The 15,910-nt window shown below is 72.9% G+C and carries 11 protein-coding genes; 1 reads left to right on the forward strand and 10 read right to left on the reverse strand.

Features of this window, described 5'->3' with window-relative positions:
* Positions 1 to 42: 42 nt before the first annotated feature.
* The 8 genes from RV986_RS06245 to RV986_RS06280 form a co-directional block, all read right to left on the reverse strand.
* Entirely contained in the window at positions 43 to 771 is a 729-nt protein-coding gene (locus tag RV986_RS06245; protein WP_475924190.1) for a Crp/Fnr family transcriptional regulator, read from the reverse strand.
* A gap of 279 nt (positions 772 to 1,050) precedes the next feature.
* Entirely contained in the window at positions 1,051 to 3,651 is a 2,601-nt protein-coding gene (locus tag RV986_RS06250) for a CHAT domain-containing protein (RefSeq protein WP_475916419.1), read from the reverse strand.
* On the reverse strand, positions 3,648 to 5,516 hold the full coding sequence (locus RV986_RS06255) for a caspase family protein (RefSeq protein ID WP_475916420.1): 1,869 nt from the start codon (positions 5,514 to 5,516) through the stop codon (positions 3,648 to 3,650). The genes RV986_RS06250 and RV986_RS06255 overlap by 4 nt, the downstream gene beginning before the upstream one ends.
* 1 nt (position 5,517) lies before the next feature.
* Positions 5,518 to 9,189 carry a CHAT domain-containing protein gene (locus tag RV986_RS06260; protein WP_475916421.1) on the reverse strand — a complete coding sequence of 1,224 codons (3,672 nt, stop codon included), beginning with the start codon at positions 9,187 to 9,189 and terminating at the stop codon, positions 5,518 to 5,520.
* Between the two features lie 370 nt (positions 9,190 to 9,559).
* Entirely contained in the window at positions 9,560 to 10,243 is a 684-nt protein-coding gene (locus tag RV986_RS06265; RefSeq protein WP_475916422.1) for a hypothetical protein, read from the reverse strand.
* A complete protein-coding gene (locus RV986_RS06270) occupies positions 10,240 to 11,178 on the reverse strand; it encodes an AAA family ATPase (protein WP_475916423.1) in 939 nt (312 codons plus the stop codon). The genes RV986_RS06265 and RV986_RS06270 overlap by 4 nt, the downstream gene beginning before the upstream one ends.
* Positions 11,175 to 11,390, reverse strand: coding sequence for a hypothetical protein (locus tag RV986_RS06275; protein ID WP_475916424.1), 216 nt, complete (start codon positions 11,388 to 11,390; stop codon positions 11,175 to 11,177). The genes RV986_RS06270 and RV986_RS06275 overlap by 4 nt, the downstream gene beginning before the upstream one ends.
* Before the next feature lie 33 nt (positions 11,391 to 11,423).
* Positions 11,424 to 11,930, reverse strand: coding sequence for a hypothetical protein (locus RV986_RS06280; RefSeq protein ID WP_475916425.1), 507 nt, complete (start codon positions 11,928 to 11,930; stop codon positions 11,424 to 11,426).
* A gap of 408 nt (positions 11,931 to 12,338) precedes the next feature.
* On the opposite strand from RV986_RS06280, the gene RV986_RS06285 reads away from it, so the two are divergent.
* On the forward strand, positions 12,339 to 13,622 hold the full coding sequence (locus tag RV986_RS06285) for a PP2C family protein-serine/threonine phosphatase (protein ID WP_475916426.1): 1,284 nt from the start codon (positions 12,339 to 12,341) through the stop codon (positions 13,620 to 13,622).
* A gap of 27 nt (positions 13,623 to 13,649) precedes the next feature.
* Here the strand turns inward: RV986_RS06285 and RV986_RS06290 are convergent, their stop codons facing one another.
* Positions 13,650 to 14,123: an NUDIX hydrolase gene (locus tag RV986_RS06290; protein ID WP_475916427.1), complete on the reverse strand. Its 474-nt coding sequence runs from the start codon at positions 14,121 to 14,123 to the stop codon at positions 13,650 to 13,652.
* Positions 14,124 to 14,163: 40 nt separating this feature from the next.
* Entirely contained in the window at positions 14,164 to 15,792 is a 1,629-nt protein-coding gene (gene lnt / locus RV986_RS06295; RefSeq protein ID WP_475916428.1) for an apolipoprotein N-acyltransferase, read from the reverse strand.
* Between the last annotated feature and the right edge of the window lie 118 nt (positions 15,793 to 15,910).

Consider the following 15,910-nt stretch of genomic DNA (forward strand, 5'->3'; position numbering starts at 1 on the left):
CCCCCTCGTTTCCGTGCTCCGGTCGTCCGGTGCCGTATGCGGTCAGCCGTCGGGCTCCGTCAGCCGCGCGGCCCGGCGCAGCCCGGCGGGAGACAGGACGGTCGTCCGGCCGTAGCCGACCTGTATGACTCCCTGTTCCGCCAGTTCCCCGAGCACGTGGTGCACCCGGCGTTCCCTGGCGCCGACCAGCCCGGCGAGTTCCGCCTGGGTGAGCCGGGGTCCGAGCAGCGCTCCGTCGCGCCCCGGCTGTCCGTAGTCCTCCATCAGGTCGACGAGGACGCGGGCGACGCGGGTCGCCACCGGACAGCCGTTGAAGTCGCCGCGCCGCCGCACCGACCACCGGTTCTTGCGGACCAGCATCCGGCTGACGGCCAGGGCGGCGGCCGGATACCCGTCCAGGCAGTCGAGGAAGTCCCGCTGGCCCACGCGGCGTGCGGTCACGGGTCCGGCGGCGGTGACGGTGGCCGCCCTGGGCCGGTCGTCGAAGGCCGCGAACTCCCCGACCAGATCCCCGCCGAGCCGGATCGCGAGCAGCGCCGAGTCCCCGTCCTCCGCGGTCGCGGTGATCTTGGTGACCCCGCTGAGCAGCAGCATGACGTAGGTCTGCTGGAGGCCTTCGACCAGCAGGTGCTCGCCAGCCTCGTACGAGCGTGCGGTCCCCAGGGAGAGCAGGGTCTTCGCGGCCTCCGGGGAACCGGTGAGATCGGCCAGGAACGTGCCGTGCGGCCATCGGTCGCCGCGCCCCGGGCCCTCCGTGCACCTCTGCGACATCACGGCATCTCCCCAGGCATGCAGGTCTTCTCCGGCATTGGTGACGTACGGCATCGTATCCACCGAGGTGCGAACAGCCCTTGCCTTTCACGCAAGTGGGGACAGGGATACGACCGGCCACCGACCGAGGAAGGGGCCGTCGCACCCGCCGCCCGCATTCCGCACCGCTGCGGAGAGAGCGTCGGTGCGATGGGCGCACTCTGGCTGTCCGGGGGACGGCGCGGGGGCCCGGACCCGTCCTGGACGACCGGGTCCCCGTGGCTCGCGCCCCGGCCCGGGTCATCGGGCGCCGGCCGCCGGGACGAGTCGCAGCCCGGAGGCGCCGAGCAGGGTGAACCCCGCCCAGTCCGCCGGCCCGGGATGACGGCCCCTGGTCTCCCGCATCGCACCCCGCAGGGCCTCCCCCGTGGTCGCGCCCGCGGCCAGCCGGTGGTGGAAGGCCGTCATGAGATCGGCCGTGGCGCTGTCGGGGACGGACCACAGCGACATGACCACACAGTCCACGCCCGCGGCCAGGAACGCGCGGGCGAGGCCGACGTTGCCCTCCGGCGAGACCTTGCCCCAGCCCGTGCGGCAGGCGCTGAGTACGACGAGGCGACAGCCCGACAGGTCGAGCGGCTCGATGTCGTCGGCCAGCAGATACGGGCTGTCCGAGCCGCCGCCCCGGACCGCGGCGGGATCGGCCGGGGTGCCCGGTGCAAGGCACAGCGCGCCCGGGATGCGCAGCACGTCCTCGCCGGCGAGCGCGTGCGTCGCGAAGTGCGCGAACCGGGCCTGCGGCAGTCGGCACAGCACGGCTTCCCGAGTGGCCGCCCGCCCGAGGAGCGCGCCCGCGCCGTACTGCCCGGCGACGGCACCGGCCTCCCGCTCGGCCGCGGGCAGGGCGGGCAGCACCGGCGGCGGCAGACCGGGCAGCAGCGGCTGCGCGGGCGGGTCGGGGTTGCCGACGACGAGTGCCTGACCGGGAGCGACGGTGACGGGCGCGGCGTCCCGGGCCCTGGCCGGGCTCAGCCGGGAGGAGGGCGCGAGGGCCACTTCGTACCGCTCCACCAAGGGGGTCTCGTCCCGGAGCGGCAGTGCGTTGAACGGTACGTAGTGCAGGAACCCGTCGGGCACGATCACCAGGTGCCGTGCACCGGTCGCCCTGATGGTCTTTTCCACGGGCCGCAGGAAGGTGTCGGAGAGCAGCCGCAGTTCGGCTTCCGTGGCGGCGCTCTCGTGCTCGTCGGCCAGGGGGAGGCTGTCCCGCGCGCCGTCCCCGGCGAGCCCGGCTCCGTCGGAGAGGTTGCGCAGCAGCCGGGCCTCCGGTGGTGTCGCGGGCGGGTCCGGGCGCGGGCCCTGGGCCGACACCGCGGTCGGCAACGCCGCGCGGAGGGCGGAGAGGTCCACTTCGTGGTGCCGGCGTGTGCCGTCGGGCGCGATGACCCAGATGTAGACGGTGGTGGCACCGCTGGTCACCGTGGGCCTGGCGGGCCCCAACAGGCTGTAGACGACCGTGACCGTGTCCTGGTGGCGTACGGCCTCCTCGGACAGTTGACGGGCCGTCGGCACGGACGGGCGTCGCCGGTCCGTACCGGCCGGCTCCGGCGGCCCGGCGTCGGGGTGCCGCGACAGGAGCCGCTGTTCGAGCAGCAGGCCACGGACCCGTTCGGCGGCTTCCAGCGCGCCGTCGGTGTCGCCCCGCGCGACCCGGCAGCGCTGCAACGCCCGGTACACCTGGGCCTGTTCGCCGAGCAGTTCGACGTGTTCGATCTCGGTGCGAGTGGTGGCCCGGACCTCCTCCCACAGCGTGACCGACTCCAGGAGGCGGTCCTCCGCTCCGGCCTGGTCACCCCGCACATGGAGCACGGTCCCCAGCGTCAGCAGCGCGGCGGCCACGACCTGCGGTCCCCGGCCGACGCGCGCCGCCGACACGGCTCGTTCGGCCCAGGCGAGCGCATCGTCCAGCTCGCCGAGGACGGCGTGGACGCCTGCCAGGTTGGCGGCGGAAGCGGCCCTGACGAGGGGGTCACCGCGTTCGACCGCCTGGTCGTGGTTGTCGCGGAGCAACTCGATCGCCTCCCGCGTCTGCTCCGGTTCGCCGCAGTGGGCCAGACAGACGGCGAGCCGGTCGCGGGCCTGGCCGAGGATCGCCACGTCCTGCTGTCCGGTGGGCCCGGAGAGCAGCCGCAGTGCCTCGCGCGCTCGCGCGACCGCCTCCTGATCGCGGCCCTGGCGCCGCAGCACGACCGCCTGGAGACTGACCGCCGAGGCGAGCATCCGGGTGCTGCCGCGCTCGGAGGAGCCCCGCAGCAGTCGCTCGGCCTCGTCCGCGCAGTCCCGGGCGGTGGCGGTGTCCCCCACCACGCCGACCGTGGTGCCCAGGCTGATCAGTTCCTGGGCGACCTCGGGGCCGGTGCCGGTGGCCCGGGCGGTCTCCACGGCGTGGGCCAGGGCGTTGAGCGCGTCTCCGATCCTGCCCTGGAGCATCAGGGTCTGGCCGAGCCGGTGGAAGCAGTCCGCGGTGAAGTCGGGGTCCTTGCGGGCCATCAGGTCGAAGACGTGCCTGACGGCCTCTTCGCCGCCCGTGAGATCGCCCGTGCGGTAGAGGGCCTCGGCCCTGGCGAGCAGGGCCCGGATCCTGGTGCGGCGCCCCAGCGGGGTGTTGAGCAGGACACCGTCGAGGAGGGCGAGGCTGCGTCCGCTGCAGTCGGCCTGCTCCGGATGGCGGGCGAGGTGACCGGCCATGAGCGCGGCGTCCTGCCAGCAGGCGGCGGCGAGCACCCGGTCGGGATAGTGCCGGGCGGCCTGCCGGTACAGCTCGTACGCCTCGGCCCAGCGCTCCTGTTTCGCGAGACGGTCGGCCCGTACCCGCTGCACCGTGGGCGGCCACGGAATCATGCGTCCGCCTCCTCGGTCCGGGGCAGCACCTCGGCGTGCAGGGTCCACACGCGGTAGTGGAACTCCTCGCCCACGTCCATCGTCTGGTCCCGCACTCCGTCCCAGACCTCCTGCAGAAGCGCGCCCAGGGCGGGGTCGGTCGTGTGTGCGGACCGCTCGCGGGCCTCGCGCGACGCGAGACCGCTGAGGTCCATCGGACGGTCGCCCACGATCAGATGGACGGTCTCGGGGCGGGGGCCCCGCCGGGGTACGTCGGAGGGCCAGTACACCGTGACCACGGGGGTCGTACGGTCGCTGTAGGGCTCCGTCCGATAACCGCTGGGCTGATCATTGGTCACCAGCGAGGTGCGGCCGCTCAGTCCGACGCCGATCAGCCAGAAGTACAGCGGCCTGCCGGACCGGTTGGTGACGGTGACCCGGTAGCGGTCCTGGTCGTAGAGGCGCTCGTTCTCCGGGGCGAGCACGCGCCGGCCGCCGGTACCGGTGGGCGGCAGGGCCTCGAACACGACGTCCGCCACGGCGTCGAGGCGGCTCGCGTCCTGGGGGTCGCGCAGTCGCCGTACGCGTTCGCCCCTGGCCAGTTCGTCCAGGAGCGCGGTCAGCCGGGAGGCGTCCGAGTACGCCGGGTCGGACGGCTCGCGCATGGGCCGGCCCTCCGGGTTCAGCACCTCGGGCCTGTCGTCGCGGACCCGTACGACGGCGAAGGCATGGTTCGCCTCCGTCGTCTCCATCAGCCGCGGCGAGCGGGCGAGTTCCTTGCGCAGCGTGTCGGCGAAGGGGCCGGGAGCGTCGATCAGCACCTGCCACCGGTCGTGCACCCGCACGGCGAGCGCGTGCGCGCCGGGCGGCACCTGGGCGCTCGCCAGTTCGTCCGCCAGGGACCGCGGAACCGCGGCGCCCGTCACCCGCAGTACCGCGTCGCCCGCGTGCATCTCCTCCACGGTCGCCGGCACGGATGTCTCCCGGCCCTCGTGCCCCGAGGTGTCGTCGGGGAAGACCAGCCTGACTCCGTCCTCGGGGCCGAGCCCGAACAGGGCCCCGCCCGGAATACGGAACCGGCCCTCCCTGCGCAGCAGCGGAAGCCGCTCCGGCTCGGCGGGCTCCTCCAGGGAGAACGGCAGCCGCCCGGAGGGCCCGCCGGCGTCGGGCCACTGCCGTACCTGCTGCTGCTTGATCCGGTCGCGGGCCCGGGCCACCAGCACCGACCAGGGGACACGACGGCCCGCGGTGGCGTCGAGCAGGTCGGCGAGGGCCGCGGTGAACACCCCCTGCCGGCCGGCCCCGGGGCGGAGCTCGGCCTCGTACGCCGAGCCGTGCTGCTCGCACGCCGTCAGCCGTACGACGTTCGGCACCAAGGGCTCGTCCCGGCCGCCCAGGCGTGCCGCCCGGTCGAGGGCCGCGTCCGGGGGGACCCGCGGCAGCTGTACGGATTTCAGTGCCCAGCGGCCCGACGCGTACGCCGCTTCCCGTACCGCTCCGCCCGAGTGACAGGAGTCGAGGACGCAGGTGACGTTGGGGGTGATCGCGGTGATGGCGCGCACCGCGGCGGTGAGTTCCTCCGCGAGGTAGCCGCGGAAGTCGGTGTCGGTGCTCTCGCCCATGTCGACGGGTACCAGGTACTGCAGTCCGTCCGAGAGCGCGCCGTGCCCCGAGTAGTACACGACGGCCCCGTCGCCCGGCCGGACGGCGTGCCGGAGACGGGCCAGGGCCTCGGCGACGCCCTCGTAACGGGCCCGGTCGCCGGTACGGACGTCCAGGTCGGTGAAGCCGCGGTCCGTCAGTACCCGGCGCATCACCTCGACGTCGGTGTGCACGCCGGTCAGACCGTAGGTCTGGGCGCCGATCAGTACGGCCCTCAAGGTCATCTCATACCCCCACGTGGATGAAGGGCGCCCAGTGGTACGGGTGCCGGTCGGCCGCGGCCGGGGGCCGCACCGGTTCCATGTCGCGGGCCCATGAACGGGCCCATGAACGGGACCGGAACCGCGGTCCGGGGTCGGTTCCGGTCCGGTGGGCGAGGGCACGGAACTCCTCGTCCCGTTCCGCCCCGGACAGGGCGCGCACCTCGCGCTGCGCCCGGGCCAGCGCCGCGCCGACGCGGGCGGCCGGGTCGTTGACGAGGTGCCGGTACATCCTGGTGATCACCAGACAGCCGACGCTGTCGTGCACCGGCCAGAGCGAGACCACCGCGTTCCGGGCACCGGTGATCAGGGCGGCCCGGGTCAGCCCGAGGACGTCGCCGCCCGCGGTGGCGGTGCCGCGCCCGGTGTCGCAGGCGGAGAGCACGAGCAGGCGCGGGCCGTGGGCGGCGGACAGGAGGTCGGCGAGGCCGAGGGAGTCGTCCCCGGCCAGCGGCAGCCGGCTGCGGTTCGGAGCGAGTTCGTCCACCAGGCCGTGCGCGGCGAGGTGCAGCACCTCGCAGCCGGGTGCCGCCGCCAGCACCTCGGCCCGGGTCGCCCCTGCCCCGGTCAACCGCCGGGCGTGCGGCAGCAGCCGGGCGATCTCGGCGGTCTCGACGGCGGTGCCCGGAAGTTCCGGCAGGCCGCGCCGCCGATCGCTCGCGGGGGCACCCACCAGGAGGGCGCCGAGTTCGCTCCAGGGCCGGTCCGGTCGCTGGGCGGGGCGCCGTGTGAGCGCGGTGGCCGCGGGCAGGTACGACACCTCATGGGTGGCGCCGAGGACGTCGCCGCTCCAGGGCAGCGCGTGGAACGGCAGCAGGGAGAGCGCCGCGGGCGGCACCACGATCACCCGTCGGCAGGTCTGGAGCGGCGCCGCGAAGGGCCGCAGCAGCCACTCGGCCAGGTGGGACCCGTCGTTCTCCGCGGCACCGCCGCCCGCCGCGGCGCACGAGTCGCGGAAGCGGCGGGCGGTCGCGACCACGTGGTGGGCGAGCTTCCTCCCGTCGGGCGGACTGGCCCGGCGCTCCACGAGCAGCTCCTCTCGGGTCATGGCCCAGCCGACCAGGGAGTCGTCGTAGAGGTGGTAGGAGAGCAGCACGGTGTCCGGGGGCAGCGCCTCGGCGACGGCGGCCGCGTCCGGCAGCGCGCGGTCGCTCGCGGCGGTGAGCGCGGCCGGTACCCGCCTGCGCACCGCGGTCTCGGCGACGCCCAGGGCCCGGTTCGTCGCCTCGATGCGCGTACGTCGCCCGGTCACCTCCGCCACCGCGTCCTCGCCTGCCTCCCCCGCGACGCCCTCGTACGGCTGCTCGCCGTGCCTCGCGGTACGGCGGACGGCCTCCGCGTGCTCCTCGAACTCGGCGGCCCAGCGCACCTCGGCGGCCAACCAGTTCCTGACCGCCGTACGGCCCGCCCGGTCCGTCCCCGCGGCGTCGAGGGCGAGGACGGCGCCGAGGAACCCGGCCCGGCCGCGCTCGGCCTCGGTGAAGGCGGCGGCTGCGGCGTCCGCGCCGCCGGACCGCAGCAGGGCGAGGGTGGCGGCGTGGTGCAGCCCGGCCGGCACCGGGTCGTCGGCGAAGGAGGTACGCAGGGTGTCCCTGGCCAGCCTGACGCGGTGTTCCTCGTACTGGGCGAGACCGCGCAGTGCCTGGTCGGCGGCGTCGCCGTAGGCGCCCTCGGCCAGTGCGAGGTCGGCCCGCAGGGCGGAGAGTTCCCACGAGTGATCCTCGGCGGGGCCGCCGACCCCGATGAGCGGCACATGCCCGCGCGCCCGGCGAAGGCAGCCCAGCCGCACCCAGAGATGGGCCGCCTGAACGGCCGAGAGGAGTGGCTCGACCGCTGCCGCCTCCGCGCGGGCCGGTTCCCACTGGCGCAGGTCGGCGAGGGCGGAGCAGCGCACCAGGTGTCGGAAGGTCGTGTCCGGGATCTGCTCGGACTTGTGGAGGGCGTCGCGGGCGAGGCGGTCCGCCTCCTCCTCCAGCCCCGCCGCACGCACCCGGCGGGACCGGAACAGGCTCTCCTGCGCGGGGCAGGCCGCGAGATCCGAGCGCAGGACGTCGAGAACCTCCGTCAGGGGGCCGGCCCAGGCCGTGAGGAGTCCGCCGAAGTGGAGGGCGGGTTCGAGGCGCGAGCGCGCGGCGGCCAGCAGGTCGGGATCCTGCAGGGCGGTGGCCTGGTCGTGGAAGAGCTTGGCACCCTGGATGACACCGAGGGAGCTGGTGAGGTCGGGCGGCTCACCCCGGTCGGTGCGACGCCGGATCCGTTCGAGGTGATCCCGCTGTTCCAGGTCGGTGAGGACGACGGCGGCCAGCCGGTGCCGTGCCTCCACGAAGGTGCCCGCCGCGGGCGGCGCCGCCGTGTCGGCGGTGTCGCCATCCCCCTCCGGGGTGAGCCGGAGGGCCAGCGATTCGGCCCTGGCGGCGCGCACGACGTGCCCCTGCGCGCTCCACGACTCCGCCCGGTCGCGGACGAGCCGGGCCAGTCCGCGCGCCCATGACGTGCTGCCGACCGTCCTGGCCCAGAGCGCGACAAACTCGACGACTTCGTCCTCCGTCTCGAACTCGGGAGCGGTGTCGGCGTCGGTATCGGCATCGGCATCGGCATCGGCGGCGATCAGGTCCAGAAGCTGATGGACCCGAAGCAGCGCGGCGCAGGCCCCGTCGCCCGCCGCCACGGCCGCGGTGAGCGCCGACGCCACGGTCGCGCGGCATTCCTCCGCCCGACCGCGGAGGCGGTGGACGTGCGCCAGACGCAGCAGCGCGGCGGCCCGTCCGCGCTGCGAGCCCGCCGTACGGTAGGCGGCCTCCGCGAGTTCGTAGTGTTCGGCGGCCCGTGCCGGCCCGGACCCGGCCGACGGGGTCGGCGGGACGACGCACTGCTCCGCCGTTCCCGGAGCCCCCAGTTCCCAGTCGCCCCTCAGCAGTTCGGCCAGACCGGTCGGGGCGGGGCGCCGCGCGGCGCCCCGGAGTCCGGTGTACAGCAGCGGGAGGGCCGCCTGTCGGTCGCCGGCCCGGACGCGCAGATCCGCGGCGAGCAGCTGATGGCAGGCCGCAGCGTCCTCGTGACCGGCCGCGGCGATCGGCTCGTACAGGCCGTCGAACCACTCCAGCGGCTTGGCGAAGCCTTCCGAGACGTCCCATTCCGCGCCCTCGGTGCGCGCTCCGTAGCGGGACGCACGCTCGCGCGCGGCCTCGGCACCCCCCGCGTGTCCCAGGGTCATCCGCGCGGAGAGAAGGACGGGGATGAACTGTCCGGCGAGGTGCGCGCCCAGCCGCAGTCGCTCGTCGGCGAAGACGGTGGGCCCGGATGCCGCCGGATGTGCCTCGGCCCGCAGTGGGGCGAGGCACACCCCGGGTTGCCAGTTGGTGTCCATGGCGAACGCGGCGGCCCGTAAGGCGTCGGAAAGGTTCGCCGGTCGCTCGTGGCCGTGGGAGGCCGCGGAGTGGGCACCGTCGGCGGGGGACGACGGTCCGTCGAGGACGGCCCGGGCCCTCTTCGGCTCCCCGGCGGCGAGCGCGGCCGCCGCCGCGATCCAGGTGTCGAGACCCTCCTGGGGCGCCCCGGGCACGGCCGCGTCGGCCACGTCGGGCGCAGGGTCGACGCCTCGCAGCTCGGTGAGCAGCAGCGCGACCAGCCGATCCATACGGGATCCGTCCCCCCATTCTCCGGCAGTTCCCTCTCCTTCTCCGGCAGTTCCCTCTCCCGCAATCCGGGCCATGGTTTTCTCCCCCTCCCCCGTTCCCCTTTCACCGGCGACAGCAAAAGCCAGTCACCGATCTGCCAACCGGTGATTCGGGAACACATTCACCACCGGCGGCAGAACACAATGAATGGCGCAGCGTCCGGTGTCACATCGACCGCGTGAAATTGGTGCCGCACCCCCACGTTTTTTCGGCCACCACAGAGTTTCGCACTGCCATGGTTACCACGGACCGCCCGAACCAATTCCGTACTACGACTGGTTTCCCTCGTGCACAAGGTGACCGCCGCGCTTGAGGCGCCGGATCGGGCGATCATCCGTCGTGCCCCACCGGTGCCGGGCTGTCCGCCTCCCCTCCGTACAAGGGCGGATCGGCGGCCGCGGAACCTTCCGGCCACCGCACGGCCGGTTCCGGCTCCTCCGGGGCCGGGGCCGGAGCCGGGGCCGGAGCCACAGCCGTCTCCTGGGGCACGGCCTCGACCGCTGCCTCGTCCTGCGTCGCACTCGGTACGGGGTCGGGCGCCGGCATGTCGTCAGGCACCGGCATGTCCTGAGGCACCGGCACGTCGGCGGGTGCCGGCGCGAGCCGCACCTCCAGCCGGAGGGCATCGTGGCCCGCGGACTCCGCCGCGTCACGGAGCCCCGGTTCCACCTCGGACGCGGTGTGGACGATCACGAGGGCGCCGGTCCCGGCGTCCTCCCCGGACAGCGGCTTGACGATGGGGATCGCGAGGTGCTCGGTCACCTCCGGGTCATAGGCGATACGTACCAGGACCTCGGTCCCGGCCACGTGGAGCGAGACCGCCGGGCCGGGGAATCCCCTTCTGGTGGTCAGGGTCCGCAGCAGCGGCTGGGCGGGGTCGAGGACCGACCGCACCAGTGCCGCGCCCGGGTGCCCGAACTCCGTCAGACACCGCTCCAGGAATCCGATCAGCTCGTCGCAGACCTGGCTGGTGGAGCGCAAAGGGCCCTGTACTACGACACGTTCGAATGTCACAACCGCTTCCCGCCGTTCTGGTATGCCTCTACATAGCTTCCGCCGCTGCGCAGGAGGTCGTCCTCGACGCCCCGGATCTGGTCCAGTGCCGCGGCCAGTTGATCCGTGCCGATCACCGGGGAGGCGTCGGCGAGGGCTCCGGCGAGGACCATGACGTGCCGCAGCGCCCGGCCCGACAACCCCTCGGTGCGTGCGACCAGTCCGCGCCAGGCGTCGTCCTGGACCTGGGCGGAGGCGAGTGCCTCGCCCACGTCGTAGGCGACGGCGAGCGCACCGAGCGAGTCCCGCAGAATGACGGAGCGGGCCTCGGCGTCCGGCAACGGGATCTTGACGGCGAAGTCGACGCGCTCCCGCACCGCCCGGTCCAGCGAACGGGGCGTGTTCGTGGTCAGCACGAACATCACCCGGGGGCACTCCTCCACACACCGGTCGAGGGACTCCATGAACGCGTTCACCTGGAACAGGGCGTCCACGGGGTTCGCTTCGAGACTGATCGCCGAGCGGTCGGTGCCCAGCGTCTCCACCTCGTCCAGGAGCACGAACACGGGACAGTCCTGCTGCGCGGTCTCCCTGATGCGGGAGAACGCCTGGAGCACGCGTTGTTGACCACCCCCACGCATGCCGCTGAACAGCGCGTGGGTGTTGACGTGCAGAAAGGCCATCGCCGCCGTCGAGGTCGCCTCCATGAACGCCGCGGGCAGGCCGCGGGCCAGGCTGGTCTTCCCGCATCCCGGCGGCCCGTACAGCAGCACGCTGCGCCGCAGGCCCAAGGACTGGCTCGGCACCTTCGACAACCGGCCGAGCGTGCGGGTGTACGACAGGAGCAGCGCCTTGATGCCGGGCGGCAGACACACCGCGTCCCAGGAACTCCGCAGCCGTTCGCGCGCTTCGGGCAGCCAGGACACGACGAGCAGTTCGCCCTCCTGCTCCGTCATGCGACCTCTCCCAGATCCGCGTCCTCGGCATCCAGGCTCAGACTGTTCAGCAGCCCGTCGGCCACCTTCTCCGCCAGGTACGGCGCGCTCGCGAGTTCCGTGTGCGCGGCGCGCAGATCCTTTTCGACACGGCCGCACAGCTCCGCCAGGTCGTCGGTCTCCTCGACCCTCAGTTCGTGCCGCTCTCCGTGCAGCAGGTAGCTCACCCGCATGTCGTCCTCCCCCGGTTTCCGACTGAGTGCATGTCAGGACCACGTGAACATGCGGGACCGTACGGCGGCGGTGTCGATCACATCGCCCACGTCGCGCTTGGTCAGATGGTCCACGCTGCCGAGCGTGGTCGTCTCCCAGCCCCCGACGTCCGGTGCTCCGTCCGCGAGCGAGACGACCACGCGGTACTCGCACCCCGGGTATCTGCCCAGGGAGCCGGTCGCCGACTTCACCCGCTCGATGTCGGTGTGGTGCCGTTCATTGGTTTCGGAGATGTACTTGATGTTCAGATCCGTACGGCACCGGACCACATGGCTCACCGGATCGAACACCTCCAGATGCGCCGCTTCGAGCTTGCGCGTGGAGAGCCAGGCTCGCAGGCCGGCTTCGATGACGGGCTGGGTCTGCGCCAGCTCGGTGACGTTCAGCCCGACGTCGGACACCGTCTCATAGAAGATACGTACGATTTCATTCGCCGAATAGACAGTAGCGCGGACGACAACATTGATATTGGTCCGCACGTGGACACCGGCCACCGCCACAGCAATCCCCCAGTTGTGTGCAAGAACGTCAGTGCCTCCGCACGGCAGATTCCCCCCGGAGACGTTCCCTGCGAATCTGCCGTTAGTGGCGGGACTTCGCCCACCGATGGCTCATTGAATACCCCGTGGCCGACGAATTCCCCCTTCGCGTCATGCACTCCTCCATACACGGTCACCCGCGCCCATTCTCGCTACGCAGTTGGGCGTAACGGCACCGGAGGTCCCTCCAGGAATGGACATAAACCGCTCCGAGTTCAGCAACGGCCGACTGTCGTGTTCTCAGAAAGCGACCTGATCGGTCAGTAACGATCTCGACCGCACAGCACGAGCCCGGCGCCGCAGCGCGGGCGATCGGGCGTGAGCGGTGACCGTGTCGCACCGGCCGGGGCGTCGGAGTAGACATGGGACATGAGCAACAGTGGTGCACCGGACGGGAGACAGGGCCCGGGCATCGACATCGACTACGCGGCGGTCTTCCAGTCCCTGCCCGGTCCCGTGCTGCTGCTCACCCCCGACCTGGTGGCCATCGACGCCGATCGGGCCCATGCGAAGGTCTCCGGACGGAGCCTGGCGGAGCTGCTCGGGCAGTGTGTCTTCGGCGTGTTTCCCGACAATCCCGGCGACCCGAACGCCGACGGCCCCCGGTCGCTGCGCGTATCGCTGGAGCGGGTGCTGTCCACGGGTGAGCAGGACACCATGGCCCCGCAGAAGTACTCCGTCGAGGTGCCCGATCGGCCCGGCGTGTACGACGAGCGCTACTGGAGCACCGTCAACATCCCGGTGGTCGACGCCGAGGGCCGGGTGTCACTCATCGTCCATCGCGTCGAGGAGGTCACCGCGCTGGTCCGCGCACGGCGGGCGCTCGGTTCGGCGCCGGAGATCCGCCTCACTCCCGAGGACGCCATGACCGCCGACCTGCTGAACCGCTCCCAGGAACTGCAGGAACTCAACGAGGAGTTGCGCAAGGCCCACGCCCGCGCCCACAAGGTCGCCGTCACCCTGCAGCGCGCCATGCTGCCCAGTACGGCGCTGCCCGGGCACTCGGCGGTGGCCGTGCGCTACCGGCCCGCGACCAGCTACCTCAACGTGTGCGGCGACTGGTACGACCTGATCGACCTCGACGCGCGGCGGCCGGCCGTGGCGGTCGGAGACGTCGTGGGGCACGGCCTGGAGGCGGCCGGGACCATGGGGCAGCTGCGCAGCGCCCTGAGCGCGGCGATCCGCGCCTCCGGCCGGCCCGCCACCGCTCTCACGACGCTCGCCGAGCACGCGCACACGGTCGACGGCGCGCTCGCCACGACCACGGTCCAGGCCGTCATCGACCGCGGCGAGCACACGGTCACCTACAGCCGCGCCGGCCATCCACCACCTCTTCTGGCCCACGCCGACGGCTCGGTCGAGGTGCTGGACATGGTCACCGATCCGCCCCTGGGGGCGTGCGACGACACCTTTGCCAGGTCGGAGGCGGCCGTGGGCTACGCTCCCGGCGGCACCCTCGTCCTCTACACCGACGGTCTGGTCGAGCGCCGGGGCGAGGACATCGACGTCGGCCTCCGCCGTCTCGCCGGCAGTGTCGAACGCCATCACCTGCTCGATCCCGCGCCCCTCGCCGACGCCGTACTCGCCGATCTCCTCCCCGCGCTCCAGTACGGTCCCGACGACGACACCGCGCTCGTCGTCATCCGGCTGTGACCGGTCCTGTCCGGGCGGCGGCCGCCCTCAGATCACGGGCTCGAACCACGTGGGTGCGTCCGACAGCGCCTGCTTGATCCGGAGCATCGCGAAACCGTTCAGCTCCGGCAGGGCGTCGACCGCGAACCAGCCGACCTCCAGCGACTCGTCGTCGTTGACACGCGCCTCGCCGCCGACGGCCCGGCAGCGGAACGTGATGTCCATGTACTGACAGGTGTCGCCGTTCTCGTACGTCACCGGGTCCAGTGCCTGGACGAGCACGACGCGCTCCACCGCGCAGTGCACGTTCGTCTCCTCCAGGACCTCCCGCACGGCACAGGCCGCGGGCTGCTCGCCCGGGTCCGGAATGCCGCCGATGATCGACCACTTGCGGGTGTCGGTACGTCGGCCCAGCAGCACTCGGCCCTCGTCGTCGAAGACGACGGCGGTGACTCCGGGGAGCCAGAGCAGCTGGTGGCCCGCGGACGCCCGAAGGGTGCTGATGAAGTCAGGAGTAGCCATGGACCGACCCTAACGGTCCGGTTCCGTTACCCGGCCGGGATCACGCGAGGTCGCCCCGCGCGCCGCTGTCCCGGCGCCGACGCACCACCGTCGTCCCGGCCCAGCCGAGCCCGCCCACCGCGACCAGCACCAGAAGCATCTCCGGCAGGATGCCGAGCCGCGTGGCGGGGGTCTCGGAGGAGCGCAGCGGCACCTTCTGGACCAGCGAGTCGGCGACGAACATCCCGGTCTTCTGGGTGATCCTCCCGTCCGGCATGATCACGGCACTGACACCACTGGTCACCGGCACCGTGACGGTACGGCTGTGCTCCACGGCGCGGACGCGGGACATCGCGAGCTGCTGGTACGTCATCTCGCTGCGGTCGAAGGTCGCGTTGTTGCTGGGCACCGAGATCAGCTGCGCGCCGTCCATGACGGTGCTGCGCACGGCCCAGTCGAAGGCGGCCTCGTAACAGGTGACCAGCCCGACCCTGCTGCCGTCCATGGTGAAGACGCCCGCCTTGTGGCCCCGGCTGAAGTCCTGGCGCACCATCGACGTCCAGTTCTTGTTGATGGCGCCGAGCAGCGAGCGCAACGGCAGGTACTCGCCGAACGGCTGGACCTGCCGCTTGTCGTACGTGTCCAGGGGACCCTTGACCGGGTCCCACAGGATCTGCTCGTTGTAGAGCTTGCCGTCGCGCTCGACGACGCCGCCGACCGAGATGGGCGCGCCGATGGCCTTGGCGGCGTTGTCGATCACGAGCCGGGCGTCGGCGTTGGTGAAGGGGTCGACGTCGGAGGAGTTCTCCGGCCACAGCACGAAGTCGGGCCGGGCGACCTTGCCCGCCTTGACCTCGGCGGCCAGCCGCAGGGTCTCCCGCGCGTGGTAGTCGAGCACGGCGCGCCGCTGGGAGTTGAAGTCGAGCCCCGCGCGCGGCACATTGCCCTGGATGACGGCGACGGTCGCCGTGCCGTTCTCGGCCTTGTCGCTCACCAGCGACCGCGCGCCGAGCGCCCCCACCACGGGGACGGCCACGCTGAGCAGAGCCGCCGCCGCGGCCCCGCGCCGTACGGCACCGGTGCGCCGGCCCTCGACGACCTGACGTACGACCTCGTACAGCCCGAAGCCGCAGAGTACGACCGCGAAGCCGAGCACCGGGGTGCCGCCCACCGCGGCCAGCGGAAGGAAGACGCCGTCCGCCTGGCCGAAGGCCACCTTGCCCCAGGGGAAGCCACCGAAGGGCGCACGCGCGCGGGCCGCCTCGCCCGCGATCCAGACCGCCGCCGCCCACAGCGGCCGGCCGGGCAGCCGGGACACCAGCGTGATGCCCGCGCCGACGAGCGCGACGTACACCGCTTCCACCGCGACCAGCGCGAGCCAGGGGCCGGAACCGACCTCGACGCCGGTCCACACCAGCAGCGGCAGCAGGAACCCCAGGCCGAACAGATAGCCGAGCCCGAGGCCCGCCTTCCAGGAGCGACCGCGCAGGGTCCAGCCGAAGACCGCGAAGGCGGGCAGGGCCAGCCAGGACAGCGTGCGGGGCGGAAAACTGACGTAGAGGAGCACTCCGGAGAGCGCCGCGGCGACGGCCGGAGCGTAGCGTCGCGCCAGTCGGGCCCCACGCGATGCGGGCGCGGCCTGGGGTTCGAGCTGTTCCGGCTCGTCTACGGAGGTTGCGGTGGCGGTCACTCGGGGAGTGTACGGCGCGTGACCTGGGCGCCGACAGCACGGTCCGCACCACGAACCTCCCGGTGCCCGGGGGCCGTCCGTCCGCTCTGCCGACCACCTGATGCACCTCCGATGCACC

Source organism: Streptomyces sp. RLA012 (genome assembly GCF_056270325.1).

Excerpts from the sequence above, each read along its gene's own strand:
- RV986_RS06260 (WP_475916421.1), bottom strand. The coding sequence starts at position 9,189 with ATGGATCGGCTGGTCGCGCTGCTGCTCACCGAGCTGCGAGGCGTCGAC.
- RV986_RS06255 (WP_475916420.1), bottom strand. The coding sequence starts at position 5,516 with ATGACCTTGAGGGCCGTACTGATCGGCGCCCAGACCTACGGTCTGACC.
- RV986_RS06285 (WP_475916426.1), top strand. The coding sequence starts at position 12,339 with ATGAGCAACAGTGGTGCACCGGACGGGAGACAGGGCCCGGGCATCGAC.
- RV986_RS06270 (WP_475916423.1), bottom strand. The coding sequence starts at position 11,178 with ATGACGGAGCAGGAGGGCGAACTGCTCGTCGTGTCCTGGCTGCCCGAA.
- RV986_RS06245 (WP_475924190.1), bottom strand. The coding sequence starts at position 771 with ATGTCGCAGAGGTGCACGGAGGGCCCGGGGCGCGGCGACCGATGGCCG.
- RV986_RS06290 (WP_475916427.1), bottom strand. The coding sequence starts at position 14,123 with ATGGCTACTCCTGACTTCATCAGCACCCTTCGGGCGTCCGCGGGCCAC.
- RV986_RS06250 (WP_475916419.1), bottom strand. The coding sequence starts at position 3,651 with ATGATTCCGTGGCCGCCCACGGTGCAGCGGGTACGGGCCGACCGTCTC.
- RV986_RS06275 (WP_475916424.1), bottom strand. The coding sequence starts at position 11,390 with ATGCGGGTGAGCTACCTGCTGCACGGAGAGCGGCACGAACTGAGGGTC.